This window comes from Chitinophaga rhizophila (genome assembly GCF_019492185.1).
In the GTDB taxonomy this organism is placed as follows: domain Bacteria; phylum Bacteroidota; class Bacteroidia; order Chitinophagales; family Chitinophagaceae; genus Chitinophaga; species Chitinophaga rhizophila.
In genome coordinates this window covers 1,126,423-1,143,034 of record NZ_JAICCF010000004.1, presented here as the reverse complement: position 1 = coordinate 1,143,034, position 16,612 = coordinate 1,126,423, and the positions used below count along the sequence as shown (strand labels likewise).

Here is a 16,612-nt window from a genome sequence, read left to right as displayed (position 1 = left end):
TTATTGGTGAGCAATAAACACTTTCTTAGATATCTTATGCCTGTTAGCGGAGAAAGTGATAATGTAAATTCCGCTACTGTATTGTGATCCCAGCAAATACCGTCCATTGCCGGTAAAATCTTTTTGCAGAAGTACTTGTCCCGATATATTGCTGACAGTGATCGTACATTTTTCTCCCGGAACTTTATCAAATTGTGCAAACAGATTGCTACCCGTACTATAAGCATGATAAAAAGGCTGTTCGCCAGAAGGTATTGTACCCTCGCCTGCTTTCAGTACCAGGAAGAAACGGTTATCGAAACTGCCCTTACGAAGGAAGAGGCGATAAGGTGTAGCCTGATGCAGATCGTGAGTAATATCTGCTTCTTTATCATATAAATAGAAATGTCTGTCTGCAGGCATTCTTTCCATCAACGGTAATGAGAAACTGACGTAGCCTTCTTTACCTGTTGTTATGCCTAATGGTATCATCTCTGTGCTGTCTATACTATTCGGCCAGGCGGAGATAGATTGACGCTGCTTTCCTGCCATGATGTACAAACTTGGGACAAATTCATCTGTATTTAGCATCTTCAGCGCGTCAATATCAGGTTCAAATTCTTTGGAATAGCTATCATCAAAGTAGATAACAGCCGGATCTGCCGGATGTCCTTCATCTGCGTAGGCGGCAGTTAGTCTCAGCAATGGTTCTGTCAATGGTCGTTCTCTTCGGAAACTCGGCGTCAGGTTATTTACCCTTGCTGCGTTTGTAACGCGTAATAGACCTGCTATTGGGTAGGTCCCGTCAGTCACATGTATAAAGAATCCCTGCATGGTCGGGATGATATTGTTGGCGATCCCATCGCTGGATACACCATTGATATATGAACTATATGTGCCTGTATATTGATTGGTACTGCCCGCATTGAAGAAGTAGATGGCGTCGTCAATATTGGTTCGCGTCCAGCCATTCGTTGCGTCCCAGTCAATCGGAGAAGGGTAGGGGTTACCCACCAGGTTGAATCCTTGTGTATATGGCTGATTATTGTTAGTAGGTGTAGGCGCAGTCATTGTACCATTGTTTACTACTCCTGTCATATCAATAGTGACAGGAGAGGAACCAACGCCGAGATTACCAGCATAACCAACCATTGGCGTAAGTATACCTACTATCGAAGTGTAAGATACCCAGCCCGAAGATGCACGGTTTTCAATATAACGGTAGAAATTTGGGAATGGGGCATTAAGATTGATATCATCTGAGAACTCGCTGACTGTAGCCGCGCTGAATGGAGAGCTAAAATAAGTATACCCGAAGCTCGTAGGACGGTAACGTTGAATGGTCACGGTGCCCAATACAGATCCGTTACCACTGCCATCTATGAGAGCAGTGCGTGCAGCGGTGGACAACAAAGTGAGATTTGCGCCTGTTGCGAATAAGCCAATATTAGCCTTTAGTACTCCCGAAATATTCAGTGGACCAAGCAAGGTAACTCCTGCTACATTGTTGGTAGTTAGATTAAGAACAGTATTGCCTGTAAATGTATTTGCAGGTATTATCTGTGCTGCAGTTCCTGTCATCTCAATGCTACCGTTACTTGCAGTAAAGCTCCCGGTGTTTGTAATAGCGCCGTATATCTGAAGAATGCCGCCATTCACCGTAACAGACGCCCCGTTCTGAATAATAAGATTATTAGTTGTGGCGGTTCCAGTACTTATTTGAGGATAGTTGGTCAGTCCACTGGGTATGGTAGCATTGGTCGTGGTTACCGGTATGCTATTATTAGACCAATTGCCGCTCACGTACCAGTTAACATTTACTGCGCCTGTCCAGGTATTGTCTGCGATTAGTTGTCCTATAGCCAGCGCAACATTCAGATTTGTTAAACCTGTAGCCTGAATGGATGTAGGCAGCGGATTGGCAAATGCCGGTGTGGCCCAGGTACTGCCGTTATAACTGGATACTTTGAAGTTGCTGGTATTGGATCCTGGATCTACATCTGTAGCATTCCATGTCATGGTCACAGTTGCGGAATTGAAATTAGCACCGTTATTTGTAAATGACCAGTATCTGTTTACACTTCTGTTTGGATTGAGTGGCGAGGTAGCTACATTCGGGTGATCTGTTGGTGTCACTCCAACCAGTATGCTGCCAGACACGGTTACATTTCCGAAAGCGATGGAGGCCGGACTGTAGTATACAATATCTCCTACTTCAAAGTTCCGGACCGCACTGCCTGTTGGAAATGCCTTCTGCAGCCGTCCAACAACCCACCCGGTGGACTGAGAAGCACCTGTAACGACGCCGGTTGTAGGCTGAATTACAGCAAATGTAGCGCCCGTAACAATCTTATTCAGAATAAAGTTGAGTACACTATTAACCGTAATGTTGGATCCCAGGGAGACTATACCTGTAGCTTTGTTCACGGTAAGGTTATTAAATGCGCCGGTGGAGGTAATGGTTTGTGTGCCTGCACCATTTAGGTATATTGTAGCCCCCGTATTGTTGTAAGTGCCTCCGCTCATTGTCCAGTTACCGCCCAGGGTATCTGTAAAACTGCCTTGTACAAAGGTGCCCGCAGACAATGTAAAGTCATTGAGTATTTTTAATATCGCAGATGCCGTCTTTGTGCCAGAAGATGATATCACCAGGTTACCGTAACTGGTAGCGGCTGAAACAGCTTGCGTGCTGCCGCCATATTCAACAGTACTGAAGGTATCTACTGTGAACGAGCTGAATGTAGGTAGTGTTTGCGTACCGCGTAGAATGAGTCGCGCGTTATCCTCAATAGTCAGGGAAGCTGTTGCTGTAGGTGTAATTGCGAAACCTGCTGCATCTAATGTGCCAGTAAACACAGTAATATCTTCTACGGCTGTTATTGCTTTTCCTAAAAATGCAGTGGTACCTGGATCTTTCTGTATAGTTACCTGCGCCAGGTTGAATGAAGTTGCTGCCCCTGAGATGGTACCGGGTAAGTTGCCAACCATATTCAAAGCGCCTACCGTGCCGTCATAAGTGCCATTATTTGTAAAGTTGCGACCTACACCATAATCTGATAATGCTGTTGTGAACCCGGTGATGGTCAGGTCGTAAAAAGTAGTGCTAGGACTACCGGTCAATTGTGCATCTGCAGCAGTCAGTGTGAAGGTGGATGTACCGCCGTTCAGCGTACCATTACTTTCCAGGTCGCCTGCAATAGTATAAGTATAACTACCTGCATTGAATATTGCATTGTTGGCAATCATAAAGTCTCCGTTCACCAGCCAGTTTGCCGAAGGTGTTACGCCAGTAGTATTGGTGATCAGGACGTTATTTAGTGCTGTAGGGGCGCCGGTAACACTCAATGCACCGCTACCGCCAAATTGTACGGTTCCTGTACTGGTAAATGCGGTTCCCGTGAGCCTGACTGTCTGTGGTGCTGTAGGAGTAAAGTTCATAGTTCCGCTACTGGTAACCGTACCGTTGTTAGTAAACGAGCCAAATACATTATGTGTAGATATGCCCCCGTTGAACGTTGCACCATTGCTGATATTAAATGCAATTTGTACAATCCATCCTACACTTGCACTGACACCGCCTGTGTTGTTGATATTCAGGGTAGCGTAGGTTGGCGTGCTGGTAGAGTTGAGTACCGGAGGCACAGTGCCATTGAAATTGATCACTCCACTTGAGTTGGATACAAGGGCGTTGACGAAGCGGATAGTTTGTAGGGTTGTACCAGTAAATGTAGTTACTCCGTTACTGGTAAGCGAGCCATTATTTGTCAGGTCTCCATTTACTATTGCCGTACCGCTGCCACCATTATACGAACCGCCATTAGCAATAGTCAGTAGCCCATTGTACGTAATATCGCTTCCATTTACTATATAGCTGCCGTAGGCAGTTAGCCTGTTAAAGGTGGTATTACCTGTAATTGTTTTATTACTACCGTTCAGCGTCACTGTGCTGCTGGCAGGAGTATAGGTTCCACTGTTGTTCCAGTTGCCGAACAGATTGATCGTGTTAGCCGCTCCACTAAAAGTAGCGCCACTGTTGATGGTTAGATCGCCATTTACGATGCATGTCGCAGCGAGTGTTTTCGTTCCGTTATTATTAAAGACCAGGTTGCCATACGCAACGCCCGCTACTGCCTGTGCTACTGAACCATTATAGTTGGTAGTACTGGTGTTACCAAGTGTGTAGGTAGAATACCCTGATGGGAAGTTGTTCGTTCCTCCTACTTGTAGCGTAGCTCCGTTTGCCAGCGAAAAGGTACCCCCAGCTGATGCCCTATTGGCGCTGAAGGTTGACAGGTTCAGAATGCCGCTATTGACACTTAGATTGCCATTTATTGGGCTATTCCCTGCAAGGGTCACTGTTCCTCCGCTGCTGATAACGAGATTATTAAAAGTAGTAGCTGAAACGGTTTGTATACCTGAGCCGTTTAGTGTGACTGTACCACCGGATGAAGAGAATGTACCGCTATTATTCCAGTTGCCTCCCACGTTTAGCCCGATGGTACCACTATTCAATGTTGCTCCTGGAGATATATTCAGATCACCTGTTACAGTTGTGTTACCATTCATGGTCAAAGCGCCGCCAGTTATATTCAGACTTCCGCTGGCGCTTGCCTCGCCGCTTAACAGCGCGTCACCTGCACTCTTACCGATCTGCAGATTGTAATAAGCCAGCCCTGCCACTGTTTGCGCTCCGCTTCCATTATAATTAACAGTACCATTACCAGCTGTAAATGTCCCATTTGAATAGTCATAGTTGCTACCGATATTCAACGTGCCTGCACCAGAAAACACAACTGCTGCTCCTCCAGTCTGTGTGACGGATCCGCCAACTGTCACGGTGCCGGAGCCAATGTTGAGGTTAATGGCACGTCCGGAAGTTCCGTCGCTAAGCGGCAAATCTCCGTTGACGGTCAATGTTTGTGCACCTGTATTGATAGTATGAGTTGCATTGCCTGACCATCTGCCTGCAATGTTACCCTGCGTAGTCAGACTGCCACCCGATGCTAGGGAGAGGTTAACGGCCTGTGTACTGCCAAGAGAGATTGCTTTAACGGCAACTGCCGTACTGATAACTGGCTGATTGGTAAAAGCCGATGTCCCTATTTCTACGATATCATTCACTCCCGGTGGGCGCGATGGGCTACCCTGCACCACTGTCCAGTTGTTGGCGTTTGTCCATTCATTACTTACCGACCCATTCCAGCGAACGACATTCGAGTTGTCAGATATCGTCCAGCGACCATTAATAGCTAACCGCCCACCAACTTCTACATAATTAGCTGTTGTGCTGTTACCTGACTTTCCAGCTGATCCCCAGCTACCCAGGCTGTAATACCATAGTCCCATGGTAGATTCATTATTACCATTCAGCTCTGCATCTTCGTAGTGTAATCTGACAGTAGTCAGCCCCACTGTCAGACCGGTATTAATAGTATAAACACGATTGATAGCGCTACCCTGCGGGAAGTCATTAATAGGGCCGATTGCCACTGAAACAGTAATAGATCCGGTCAGCGGCAGGCCAAGTATCGTAAGTGTGGTATTAGGGCTTTCAAATGCATAAACGCCTCCCAGGCCAAATGACTGTGTACGGCGGATATTACCTAAAATGATCCCCGGTCCGGTTCTGTCTACAGTCATGTTAACCACATTTACACCGGTATTCATCGTGCCTGATGTCATATTGATTGTAGCTGCATTGACATCATTGTTCAGGTTCACCTGGGTAGACTGTGCATTTTTATTAAGCGTAAGAATGTTAAAAGTGGTAATGCCTGTAATAGTAGAAATATTTGCGCCTGTAAAAGCAAATGTACCTGTGCCTGCATTGAATGTACCGCTGTTTATAAAGTCCAGCAGTACGGTATGTGTGAATGCACCTGCATTGAACGTTGTATTAGCGCCTAGCGTAAAATAGCTGGTTGTAATAGCTCCCGCTGCCGTTTTTACACTGCCTCCGGAAAGTAATAATCTGTTATAGGTTAGTGCGTTGATCGTCTGTGCTGCGGTGCCGTTGAAATTTACGGTATTAGGTGGAGTGGATGTGACATTAAGCGTACCGGCTGTTACGGTAAACGTATTTGCAATGCCCAGCACTGCATTGGTAGACAACTGCAGAGAAGTTCCATTGAGTGTAACGTTAAATAGGTTGGCCGTACCGTTAAGCGTGCTGGTTCCTGTAAAGGTTGTTGTACCTGCGCTGGCACTGAAAGTGCCGCTGATGTCCATAGTGGTACTTACAGAGAATGATACAGCTGATGTGACTGTACCGGGTATGACCAGGGATCCGAATATAATCGTCCCTGCCCCAGAGATAGTCTTTGCGGCTCCCTGCATGGTAATCGTTCCCCCTGTGCTATTGAAAGTGCCACTGACAACAAGATTGCCGTTTAACAGCAAGCTGCTGGTTGTACTGACGGTCCCGGATATTGTGAGATTATCGAAAGTCAGACTTGCCCCTGTTATTGTTTTGCTCGCGCCGGTCATGGTAAGCGTGCCACCAGTTGCCTGTGTAAACGCTCCCGGCCCTGTCGTTGCCAGGTTACCGGCTACAGTGACCGCTGCATTCGCAGTCGCAGAAATATTTGTAGCTGTGATATTAAGATTATTAAAACCATGTACGCCTGTGCCGCTGATGTTCGTTCCCGGTCCATTCATGTTAACCGTTCCTGTTCCGCCGGAGAAGACACCATTATTCACCCAGTTGCCGCTGAGATCTAATGTAAAGCTGCCTGCATTGAAGGTCGTTGCTGTTTCGATAATCGTGTTGCCCGTTACAATCATATTTGCACCAGCGGTAGCAGCTAGACTCGTCGCGCTTCCTGCAGTTGTGGTGAAATTGCCCGCTACTGTGAATGCTGTAGCTGGCATTGTCTTTATAACAGCACCGCTGGAGCCAGACAGAACCAGGTTTCCATATGTTTCAGCAGAAATGGTCTGCGCTGCTCCATTGTATTCGACTGTACTCGTCAATGATAATGAGCGCGTAGCGAAGTTACTGGGAAAGGTGTTGGTTCCTCCAATGCGTAAGGTGGCATCATTTGCTACCGACAAGGCACCACCAGCTACGGTCGTGCCCCTGTTTGCGGTAAAGGAGGAGAGGTTAAGCACTCCACTAGCCACTACAATTCTACCGGCGGTACTAGTGGTAGAATTGAGAGGGTTCAGGTTACCGGCAAGTGTTTTAACAAGCGCGCCACTAATGCGTAAGGTCGAATAAGTAATATCATTGCGGATTGTCTGATTGATCAGTGTTGCACTGTAGTCTACTGTACTGCCGGCACTTAATGTATTGGTGCCGGTAAGACTATAATTGCTGGCGAACGTAGCGCCCCTTACATGTAATACTCCGGTGGCAGTAACACTGAGCGTACCAGCGCCGGAAATCAGTGTGGTTGTACTTTCGGAAGGGATAAGGTTGCCGCTGACAGACAGCGCAATTGTAACGGGGAAACTAACAGCGGGTGTTACTGTTGCGCCCGAGTTAATGGTAAGACGTCTGAAAGAAATGCCTGTCCCACTGATACTTTGCGTAGTACCGGCCATGGTTACGCGGGAAGAAGTACTTGTAGTGGTATAAGTACCATTGTTGATGAAATCTCCTTTTACTGTAATGGTTACACCTCTATGTGAAATGGTGCAACCGCTGCCGTTGGTGAGAGTGCCTGATACGGTAAGGCCCTTTGCAACTGTCAGTACTGGACTTTTAGCACCCGCAACAAGTGTAAGTGCTCGGCAGGCTGCTGTTACGCTACTGATCGTAGGCTGAAACGAGCCGGTAAATGCAGCATCACCGATAACTGCATCAATAGAGGCGGTAGGAATACCTGCCGTCCAGTTGTTTGCATCATTCCATACTGTACTTACCGTTCCCCTCCAGCTCGTCTGACACCAGACGGTTGCCGGCAGACCTAACAATAAGATAAGAATTGTAAAATAATAGGGTGTAAATCTTCTGTCGGTATTCATGCGTTTGGTTATTGTGCTGCGGCATGCCGTACTCATGCCGTGATAATCCTTGTCACTAACTATTGCAGCTGCAATTCTGTCTGCGCCATTGGTTCCGGTAATGCATCTTTTGAGGTTCTGGCATAAGAAATTCTCAGCTTACCGTTATGATAGTCAATACCCATTTTTTTGTCCAGCTCCATGCGGAACTGTCTGAACTCATTTGGTGTGTAGATAGCCAGACCTTTTGCGCTGGCTACCGTGGTAATCTTTCCCTTTTCAGATACATAGTCAACATTGATGTCTCCATACACAGAATGGTTGCCGGAGCGGCGCACAATCAGGTTTAACTGTGCCGGCGCGTTTTCAGGGGCCTGTAAGGAAATATCTGTCAGGTTTACCCTGGTATCGGTATTGCCTGATCTGATAATCACTGGTATGCTGATACCAAATATCGGTGTCAGTGTTACCGATATGCTGGCGGAATCTTTTGGCTTTTCAGGTTCTCCCTGTATTCTGGTATCGGGAACTGCCCTGAAATAAAAGTGAGAGCGATATTCGCCCTGCTGTAGTTGCCCTGATTTTATCAGCTGTACCTTAACCAGCTGTGCTTCACCGGGAGCAAGGGTGACGCTTTTAGGAAAGAATCGCAGGAAGTTACTGGCGAACAATTGACCTGAATCAGGTTCAGTGATCTTTTCAAATGTCCCGTTGCTGTTCATGCGTATTTCAATAAGTGAGATCAGATACCGGGCCGTGTCCTGGCCGGTATTGGCAAGATTAAGCTCCTGTAACTTTTTCTGTCCGTCGAAGACAACCCGCATGGGTGTAATAAGCAGATTACCCTGCGCAGCTACATACAGGGGGCAAAGGGCTATAAGGAATGTCAGTAAGTGGATAGTACGCATAAACACAATTAAAAGTGAATACCCGGTCAGCCCCTCCCGGGCATGTCTGACAACCGGGAGGGCTTCCAGGGTGAAATCAGTGCGACGTTAATTATAGTTTACAGTCACACTAAATGGAGTATCAGATACGTATACACCTGCGGGTTGCGCAGCGCTCACATTTAATGTGGCACCTACGTTCACCACTTCCGAACCGCCTGTCAGCGTACCTGTACCTGAAGGGTCACTGGTAAAGGCTGTAACGGTCATGGTGTTAGCACCGCTGGTAATAGTGAGCGGCGTAGTGGGCAGAGTGATGGTATACGTGTAGCCGGATGTACCGGTTACAGTAAACGAGGCCGCTGTCACTGTTCCGGCTGTGGTAGGAAGCGTTACGCCGCCGGTAGTTGTGCGTGTACCTGCAGGCGTAAGCACTACGGTACCACCTGTAGTGGATTGTACGGCCACGTTGCCGAAGTTCATATCAACATCTTTAGTGATGCTGATTGGCGTGACAATAGTCGCCGTCACCGTGGCCGATGCCGTCTCCTGTGCCCGCACTGATGTTGCTGCGCATACCAAGGCAAACGAAGCAACGAAAAGCAGTCGTGTTCTTTTCATTTTTGCTTTTTTAGATTGTTAACTGTAAAAATGTATGCATGACGGATCTGTCACGCCTATTTGAGAGAGACGAGGTTGATAAATTGTGCTGCGGTTCCCGGCGCAGCAGGCTTACTTATTGCATTTTATATAGACAGTAGGTACCGCTTAGGGCGGTGGGATTAACTAAATCCATAACGAATATAGAAAAAAAGCAGTCATCTATTCTTTAATGCATGACTTTTTTTGGTCAACAGTGGAGTTCGCAAGGCGCATTATTGCGCCTGATTATCAGATTGAAAGCAGATTTTGCCAATATCTGTCAAGGTAAGCAGATATACCGTTGCCAGGTGTATATGCCTGGTAAATGGCGCTGAAATCGTTTCTGGCCATATCATAACTGATGTCACTAATGGCTTTTTTTCTGGCCATATATAATAAAGCAATGGAAGGAGAGCGGGAAATACCCCAGTTACAGTGTACCAACACCTTTTTGTCCGCTATATGGCGGTCAATGAATAACATACATCTTTCCATAATCGGGTGGGTATATTGCGGCAGAAATTCCTGGTCCATATCTACCATGTTTAGATACAAATGACGGTCGCCATGCAGGTGCATCAGGTAAGAAGCATGACTCGACTTAAGGTTTCCTTTGTATCCCACCGCCTGACGGTGACAAGGCTCTTTACAGGCATGAATTGTTGCAAATCCCAGCTGCTCGTCATGGCAATCAGTATTTGTCCCTACATAAAGATTCCTGTATACCTGTAACATAGTTGTGTCTTTGGTTTGTCCACAGTAAAAATACAGAAACCAGTGAACATATGCGAATTGCTTTATATGGTCATCCCGGGGATACCTATGGATAAATCAGGCTTATAAGGTTATCCAATGCGGCGTAGCAGATTGAAAGTCAGCCGTAACGGCTTAGTGAAATAATACGCGGGATAAGGTAACTTGTATGTTTCGATATCGTTCCCATTCGGTCGCAGCAGGAACAGTAAATACTGCTGTAGCAGCCGGCTTTTTTCCTTAACTGTTTCTGCATTTGCCAGATTTACATATGCTTGTTGCAAAAAGGTATATTTTCCCGGTAGTTGCGGCTGTTGCAAGCGCCGAAGCAGCAAGTGGTATGTATTATTGTGGGCCGGTGGTTGCTGGTGGGTATCAAAGCCCAGTAATGTGTGTGCCAGTTGTCGCCAAAGGATATCATAGGGTTTTAGTCCTGCTGGCGGAGTAACTTGCTCTTTTTGCCAGATTAATGCCATATCCAGCAGAGAACGCAAATGCGGAAAGAAATCGCTGGCCCCATTATTAAGCAGTAACAGGGTATAATAATCCTGGTTGTTGTAATTGCGGTTTAGGTAATCAGGACCCAGCAATTCGCTGAATGTATATTGTACAGGCATCAACGGTTTAGTAGGGCGATAGTGAAATTCAAAGCTGAACCGCCTGCCTCGCGGACAACGCTTTCCAAATGCAATATCCTTTAGCTGGCGTTTGTAACGGGTTGGAAAGCGCCTGAAATAAGCTGCCTGCTGCATCTCATACCCTTCCGCCAGCATCAGGTCAGTCACCGCCCGGAGCTGTTTATCCTCAATAATAATGTCCATGTCTGTGAACTCCCGCATGCCAATATCCCGGTAAAGCAGCATGGCACATTCAGTCCCTTTATACAACCTGGCTGCTATTCCCTGTGCCTGTAATAATCCAACAATCCTGTCTGCTTCCATTTTACGATCTGCAGCAAATAACAGGAACTCCCGGCAATAATTCCGGAAGAGCTGTAAGATTTCCTTTGGTACTTCCTGCGCCAACTGACACAATACCTGCAAAACAACTGGTCTTACTCTATGCATAGCACAGAGCTGATATACCTGTTTCCAACGGATGGGATGCAGGCTTAAGAAGGCTTTTAGTTCGGAAATGGTGCTGGTTTGCAGGTATACCCTGCAGCATAGGCATACTACAGCGACTTCGTTATTAAGCATAAGGTTAGTCAACAATCAGCATGCGGTGCTGCATCATCTTTTGAAGGAATAATAGGGTTTCCTGTTCACACAATTGCATGCTGATGGCATATTCCTGTGTTAATGCATGCACTACGTCGTGAACAGATACAGGTTGTTCCAGCTTTTCCCAGATAACGCTGCCAATTGCATTGAGACCTATATATTGCCCGTTGTGGACGTCCATCAGTACCACCTCTTCGCCTACGCGACTGACCAGGAAGTTGCGCTCGTTGCGACGTATGATCGTCTCTTTACATAGGGGCAATTGTACACTTTCTGACATATGTTTGAACATTAATGATAAGTTGCGTGTATATAGTATTTGTAACATCACACGACCCGAAATAGTTCATCATCCATGTATAAATATTGGGGCTTTGGCCTACTCATTACTTCCTCTATCAAATTCCCTGAGCTGATGCCGGCCACTTCGTCGCATACGGATGTCACGATCACTATCGGAAGTATTCCACTTATACATGCGTCGGCTTCATTTTCAACAGGTCATATCACCTATACTCTCAATGATTACGAACTGCTGTTCACCGTACCCGGTATAGCCTCCTACTATATAGCACATGGTAAACAGATTATTATTGCGCCAGTTACTGCAAAAATTGAAGAGCGCATATTACGGATGTTTGTTTTAGCAGGAGCCATGGCCGGTGTTTTGCAACAACGCAAGCAGGTACCGCTGCATGCTGCCGGAATTGTAGAAGCGGGAGCGCTTACATTGATCTGTGGCCGGTCAGGGGCAGGTAAGTCAACAACGCTTGCTGGTTTGCAGGATAAGCATTATCGCATATTCACAGATGATGTGACCGTACTTAGGCAGTTACCTGGTGATGAACAGGTAAGTGGTATCGCGGCTTATCCTATGTTAAAGCTATGGGAACAATCGCTGCAGACCCTGCAGTTGGAAGATCGCTCGTTTCCCGTAATGCCAGGAATAGAGAAATACGGCATTTTCTTCCACCAGGACTTTGATACAGAGCCTTATCCCGTCAACAGGATCATCTTACTGGCTACCGGAGATGTGACGGCTATAGACCATCAAAGGCTGATTGGTAGCAATGCGTTCACGCAAGTAGTGCAGCATATCTATAAACCGGCCCTTTTCAGACAACCATTTATACGTGGTGTTTGCTTTAATACCATCAGCGCCCTGACACGGCAGGCTGATACGCATCTTATTACGCGACCTCTGCATTGCGAGCCTGAGGAATTATTAGCTACTGTTACATCCATATTTTAATATGAAGAAATTTGTGCGCGCATCCTGTCTGTTTGCTGAAGCCTGGTGTTGCCTTGGCGTTGCCCGTGTGATGCTTATATGTATGCCCTTCAGAAAAATCGCTCCTTTCCTGGGAGAGAACATATCTTCATCACCGCCAGCTCCTCTTCGGACCACTGCCCGTTCACAGCGTATCAGGGCGGCTATCAGCAGAGCTGCTGCCTGTGCCCCCTGGCGTACCAGATGTTTTGAACAGGCGCTGGCAGGAAAGTTCATGCTGCGCTACCGGCGGATGTCTGGTATTGTCTTCTTTGGCGTCAATAAAACAGGGGATGCTATAAAGGCACATGCATGGTTGGAGAGTGAAGGGATCATCATCACTGGTGGTAACGGCACTGAACAGTATAAGGTCATTGCACGCTTTAAAAACTGATACATGACGGGCATCTTCGGTATTATCTACAAAAGCGGACAACCAGTTACTCCTGCCATCGACACAACAATCACTCATGTGTTCCATCAGCGGCAACTCACCCACGGCGCAAACTGGATAGACGGTCACGTCCTCATCGGACAATGGCATCCTGGTGCCTTAAGTACAGCTAATCATCTTGCTGCTCCTTTAATTACTGATGGCCTGGTCGTAGCGGCGGATGTGCGTATTGATAACCGTATGTATATATTGCGCCAGACCGGTGCAGATCCATCTGCCACAGATAAAGAACTATTGCTGGGCGCATACCGGAAATGGGGGAGTAGCTGTTTGCATCACCTCGAAGGAGAATATGCATTCTGCATCTGGGAACAGGCGACACGACGGTTGCTGCTGGCAACAGATCATGTCGGATTCAGGCCGCTATACTATTATGATGCACCTGATGTATTCATATTCAGCTCTACACTTAATGCAATATTGACAGTAAAGCCACTGCCACACGTCTTTAACGCAGACAGTCTGATCGCCTATCATTTTCGCCAGGGTTCGCCTGCACTTACCTTTACAAAAGATGTCTATGCCTTATGCGGAGGAAATTATCTGAGGCTGGAAAACAAAACAACCTCCATCAAAAAATACTGGCAACCGGCTCCAGGTAAATATTCCTTCACTTCTTTCAATGAATGTGCAACCGCATTGCGCGAAGTCATGCATACTGCCATACGTAATAGAATACCTGCATCTGGTAAGGTAGGTATAACCTTAAGCGGCGGACTCGATTCATCTGCAATCGCTGCTATATTAGCAAAGGAACTGGCTCAGCAAAACAGACCGCTGTATGCGTTTTCTTCTGTTCTACCCGATAATACAGCAGGAAAGGATGAGCGTGTCTATATCGACATAATGGGCGAACATTACAATAATATTATCCAGATGTATGTCCATGCCAGTGACGGTAGTCCCCTTGATAATACACTCAATGCTTTCAATTATGATGAGACCTTTCCTAATGCATTTCATTATATGGACCATGCCATCCTCAAAGCAGCGCAGCAGGAAGAGACAGGCGTGCTCTTCACCGGCTATGGCGGCGATCACTGGGTGTCCTGGCAGGGGCATCCTGTGATCTACAATATGTTGATGAAAGGCCGCGTAAAAGATGTATATACAATGATCCGCTCGTTTGTAGCTAAAGAAAATTTACACCCTTTGCAGGTGATGAAGCGGGAGATTGCTGTACACGCCGCCTTGTACCGGATGTGGCGCGGCAGACAACGAAAAATGGTTAAAAATACAGCCTTACAACCTGCCTTTTTGCAGCAATACAAATCCTCGCTCGACTTCAGACCAGTGCGTAATATTCAAACCTATATGATGGAGAATATTGTCAGTGGGCGTACAGGTCAGTTGCCCGCGGTACTTGCAGGGCGCAACCGGGGATATGGGATATCCTCTGCAGTGCCTTTACTTGACAGGCACATCCTCGAGTTAATGATGGATATTCCTGAACAGACCTTCATCCACAATGGTTACAAACGCAGCCTGCTACGCCATGCTATGCAGGAATTGCTGCCTGATAAGATATGCTGGCGGAGGGATAAAGGTATGTATGCGCCTGATTTCCTTTCACGCATTAAAGCGGATATTCCCAGGGTGAAAGCAGAGATAGCTGCTGCTGACAATACACTGCCATTTAATCGTTATTTCTCAAAGGCGGCCCTGCAACGTTTAGCCGGCGGAGATGAACTCGCTATGATCAGAATGACACAGGCCTCAATATGCAGTACGATTATTGACCGACTACAGAAAAATGGTTATGTTTTTGAGGATAAGTTTTCATAACTTCATTTAATACCAATCTCACAATATGAAAAACGAAACAGCTCAACCGAAACTTACCTGGGAGACCCCGGACATGACAGTACTTCCCATCAATGAGGTCACACTTGGCGCAGGAGAAGCAGGATTTGACTTTGCTTCTGAAATCAGCACCTGACCTTAACCGAGTTTAATGCCATGTTGTAATCCGTACATGCCGGCGTGATAAGCGGGCAGGTACGCATCGGCTAGATACAGCATATTAGTTCTGATTGTGCGGCCCCCGGCACAGGCTATCTGGAAGCTATCATCCTGCCATAGGATAGTACCTGGTAGCATATCTGTCTGCGTACCTGTCAGGGAGCCGTCCATCAGCTTCAGCTCCTGGCCATTAAACACAGTAATGGCTCCCTTATTCCAAGGGTTGCAGGCTCTTATCAGGTTGCATATTTCTACCGGAGACATCCTGTTCCAATCAATCATCACGTCCTTTAACAAAGGCCGTTTATAATACTTGTGCATGCGTTGTACAGTCTGCACATTGGGCAATGGCATACCTTGCTTCAGCATTGCCAGTATACTGATCACTCCTTCTATACATAACTGACTGCACACCTGTTGAACTGCTGCGTAATGATAATGCGGCTGGTCGGGTATTGTTCGCTCCCAGACTACCTGCCCTGCATCAAACTTGTCTGATAGTATGTGAATGGAAAAACCTAGCATTGGTTGTCCCATCTTCAATTGCCAGAACACGGGCGATGGTCCGCGGAAGGAAGGTAATGGTCCGGGGTGAATGTTAAATGCCGGTGTAGCAGCCAGCCGTTTTACATCCAGCAGATAGCGGTAACCATATACAAACAGTACATCCGGACGTATACGCTCTATCCAGTTGTAGACATCGTTAGCCGTGTCTTTTTCTAACTGAACAGATAAACTATACGATTGTGCAAAAGCCTGCACTTTATGCTGTGCCTGAATGTCTTCGGTAGGTGAAAAAAAGATACACACTTGCAAGCGCTGGCTTGCAAGTGTGTAGGCGAGCTGCAGGAAGTGATCCCCGCCGGAAATAATGCCTATTTTCATGAATGATAGTACAATTAGTTACTTGGGAATATACCGTATAATGCTATGATGTAATTGATCGTGAGATAAGGCATCATATTGTCATGTGGCTGTGTACCTCCGGCAGGAGATATCGCCAACGGATCCAACAAGGCATTGGGTACAGTGGTACCGCCTGCAGGCAGCGGCAGGGTGGTATACAGATTCACGTCAGGATAGGCTGTCGGTCCGGTATTGTTGTTGCCATTGGAGACAGCCAGCATATTATTGTTAGGATCTCCGGTTGTAGCGGCTGTATTTATTGCTACCAGCGGATGTGTATGACCAGGCAGGTTGCTTGTCAGTAATGTGACATTCGGAGTGCCGGCTGACTGTCCAAGTATATAGTTGCCATTTCCGCCAGTGCCGTTCATTTGCCCTGTACCAACAGGTATCCGCACACGAAGGTCGGGGAGGGCAAATGTAGTGATGCCATCTCCGCCATATTGAGTACCCAGCAGTACAAAGAGTGCTTCATACTGACTAATGGCGAGTAGTCTGCCGTCGCATACATCCCACCCTACAGGTGCAAAGTTTCCGGCAAACAATCTGATCTCTCCTATATAATTATCCATAGAATAAGTTTTGTCGT

The 16,612-nt window shown here is 46.7% G+C and carries 12 protein-coding genes; 4 read left to right on the top strand and 8 right to left on the bottom strand.

Annotated elements, in window-relative coordinates; translation table 11 throughout:
- From K1Y79_RS24030 to K1Y79_RS24005, 6 genes are all read right to left on the bottom strand, one after another.
- The gene (locus tag K1Y79_RS24030; RefSeq protein WP_220252737.1) at positions 1-7,947 is read right to left on the bottom strand and encodes a T9SS type A sorting domain-containing protein; all 7,947 of its coding nucleotides are present in this window, start codon (positions 7,945-7,947) and stop codon (positions 1-3) included.
- A 59-nt stretch (positions 7,948-8,006) separates the two neighbouring features.
- The gene (locus K1Y79_RS24025; RefSeq protein ID WP_220252736.1) at positions 8,007-8,834 is read right to left on the bottom strand and encodes a fimbrial biogenesis chaperone; all 828 of its coding nucleotides are present in this window, start codon (positions 8,832-8,834) and stop codon (positions 8,007-8,009) included.
- An 87-nt stretch (positions 8,835-8,921) separates the two neighbouring features.
- A complete protein-coding gene (locus tag K1Y79_RS24020) occupies positions 8,922-9,434 on the bottom strand; it encodes a DUF4402 domain-containing protein (RefSeq protein ID WP_220252735.1) in 513 nt (170 codons plus the stop codon).
- A 270-nt stretch (positions 9,435-9,704) separates the two neighbouring features.
- Entirely contained in the window at positions 9,705-10,190 is a 486-nt protein-coding gene (locus K1Y79_RS24015; protein WP_220252734.1) for a dual specificity protein phosphatase family protein, read from the bottom strand.
- 110 nt (positions 10,191-10,300) lie between these two features.
- Positions 10,301-11,407 carry a nucleotidyltransferase family protein gene (locus tag K1Y79_RS24010; RefSeq protein ID WP_220252733.1) on the bottom strand — a complete coding sequence of 369 codons (1,107 nt, stop codon included), beginning with the start codon at positions 11,405-11,407 and terminating at the stop codon, positions 10,301-10,303.
- A 4-nt stretch (positions 11,408-11,411) separates the two neighbouring features.
- Complete coding sequence (locus tag K1Y79_RS24005) at positions 11,412-11,711, bottom strand: PqqD family peptide modification chaperone (RefSeq protein ID WP_220252732.1); 300 nt, start codon at positions 11,709-11,711, stop codon at positions 11,412-11,414.
- A gap of 75 nt (positions 11,712-11,786) precedes the next feature.
- Between K1Y79_RS24005 and K1Y79_RS24000 the strand changes: the two genes are divergently transcribed.
- From K1Y79_RS24000 to K1Y79_RS29345, 4 genes are read left to right on the top strand one after another with little or no spacing between them, the layout of a single operon-like run.
- Complete coding sequence (locus K1Y79_RS24000; protein WP_220252731.1) at positions 11,787-12,683, top strand: P-loop NTPase family protein; 897 nt, start codon at positions 11,787-11,789, stop codon at positions 12,681-12,683.
- Position 12,684: 1 nt separating this feature from the next.
- A complete protein-coding gene (locus tag K1Y79_RS23995; RefSeq protein ID WP_220252730.1) occupies positions 12,685-13,095 on the top strand; it encodes a lasso peptide biosynthesis B2 protein in 411 nt (136 codons plus the stop codon).
- A 3-nt stretch (positions 13,096-13,098) separates the two neighbouring features.
- Positions 13,099-14,940 carry an asparagine synthetase B family protein gene (locus K1Y79_RS23990; protein ID WP_220252729.1) on the top strand — a complete coding sequence of 614 codons (1,842 nt, stop codon included), beginning with the start codon at positions 13,099-13,101 and terminating at the stop codon, positions 14,938-14,940.
- Positions 14,941-14,965: 25 nt separating this feature from the next.
- Positions 14,966-15,094 carry a hypothetical protein gene (locus tag K1Y79_RS29345; RefSeq protein WP_262903188.1) on the top strand — a complete coding sequence of 43 codons (129 nt, stop codon included), beginning with the start codon at positions 14,966-14,968 and terminating at the stop codon, positions 15,092-15,094.
- A gap of 2 nt (positions 15,095-15,096) precedes the next feature.
- Here K1Y79_RS29345 and K1Y79_RS23985 read toward each other — a convergent pair whose 3' ends face one another.
- Positions 15,097-16,002 carry a methionyl-tRNA formyltransferase gene (locus K1Y79_RS23985; RefSeq protein ID WP_220252728.1) on the bottom strand — a complete coding sequence of 302 codons (906 nt, stop codon included), beginning with the start codon at positions 16,000-16,002 and terminating at the stop codon, positions 15,097-15,099.
- Positions 16,003-16,016: 14 nt separating this feature from the next.
- A complete protein-coding gene (locus tag K1Y79_RS23980) occupies positions 16,017-16,595 on the bottom strand; it encodes a phage tail protein (RefSeq protein WP_220252727.1) in 579 nt (192 codons plus the stop codon).
- Between the last annotated feature and the right edge of the window lie 17 nt (positions 16,596-16,612).

What these genes read in the sequence shown, in the direction of transcription:
- K1Y79_RS24000 (WP_220252731.1), top strand. Translation starts at nt 11,787, where the DNA reads ATGTATAAATATTGGGGCTTTGGCCTACTCATTACTTCCTCTATCAAA.
- K1Y79_RS24015 (WP_220252734.1), bottom strand. Translation starts at nt 10,190, where the DNA reads ATGTTACAGGTATACAGGAATCTTTATGTAGGGACAAATACTGATTGC.
- K1Y79_RS24025 (WP_220252736.1), bottom strand. Translation starts at nt 8,834, where the DNA reads ATGCGTACTATCCACTTACTGACATTCCTTATAGCCCTTTGCCCCCTG.
- K1Y79_RS29345 (WP_262903188.1), top strand. Translation starts at nt 14,966, where the DNA reads ATGAAAAACGAAACAGCTCAACCGAAACTTACCTGGGAGACCCCGGAC.
- K1Y79_RS24020 (WP_220252735.1), bottom strand. Translation starts at nt 9,434, where the DNA reads ATGAAAAGAACACGACTGCTTTTCGTTGCTTCGTTTGCCTTGGTATGC.
- K1Y79_RS24030 (WP_220252737.1), bottom strand. Translation starts at nt 7,947, where the DNA reads ATGAATACCGACAGAAGATTTACACCCTATTATTTTACAATTCTTATC.
- K1Y79_RS23990 (WP_220252729.1), top strand. Translation starts at nt 13,099, where the DNA reads ATGACGGGCATCTTCGGTATTATCTACAAAAGCGGACAACCAGTTACT.
- K1Y79_RS23985 (WP_220252728.1), bottom strand. Translation starts at nt 16,002, where the DNA reads ATGAAAATAGGCATTATTTCCGGCGGGGATCACTTCCTGCAGCTCGCC.
- K1Y79_RS24010 (WP_220252733.1), bottom strand. Translation starts at nt 11,407, where the DNA reads ATGCTTAATAACGAAGTCGCTGTAGTATGCCTATGCTGCAGGGTATAC.
- K1Y79_RS23980 (WP_220252727.1), bottom strand. Translation starts at nt 16,595, where the DNA reads ATGGATAATTATATAGGAGAGATCAGATTGTTTGCCGGAAACTTTGCA.
- K1Y79_RS24005 (WP_220252732.1), bottom strand. Translation starts at nt 11,711, where the DNA reads ATGTCAGAAAGTGTACAATTGCCCCTATGTAAAGAGACGATCATACGT.
- K1Y79_RS23995 (WP_220252730.1), top strand. Translation starts at nt 12,685, where the DNA reads ATGAAGAAATTTGTGCGCGCATCCTGTCTGTTTGCTGAAGCCTGGTGT.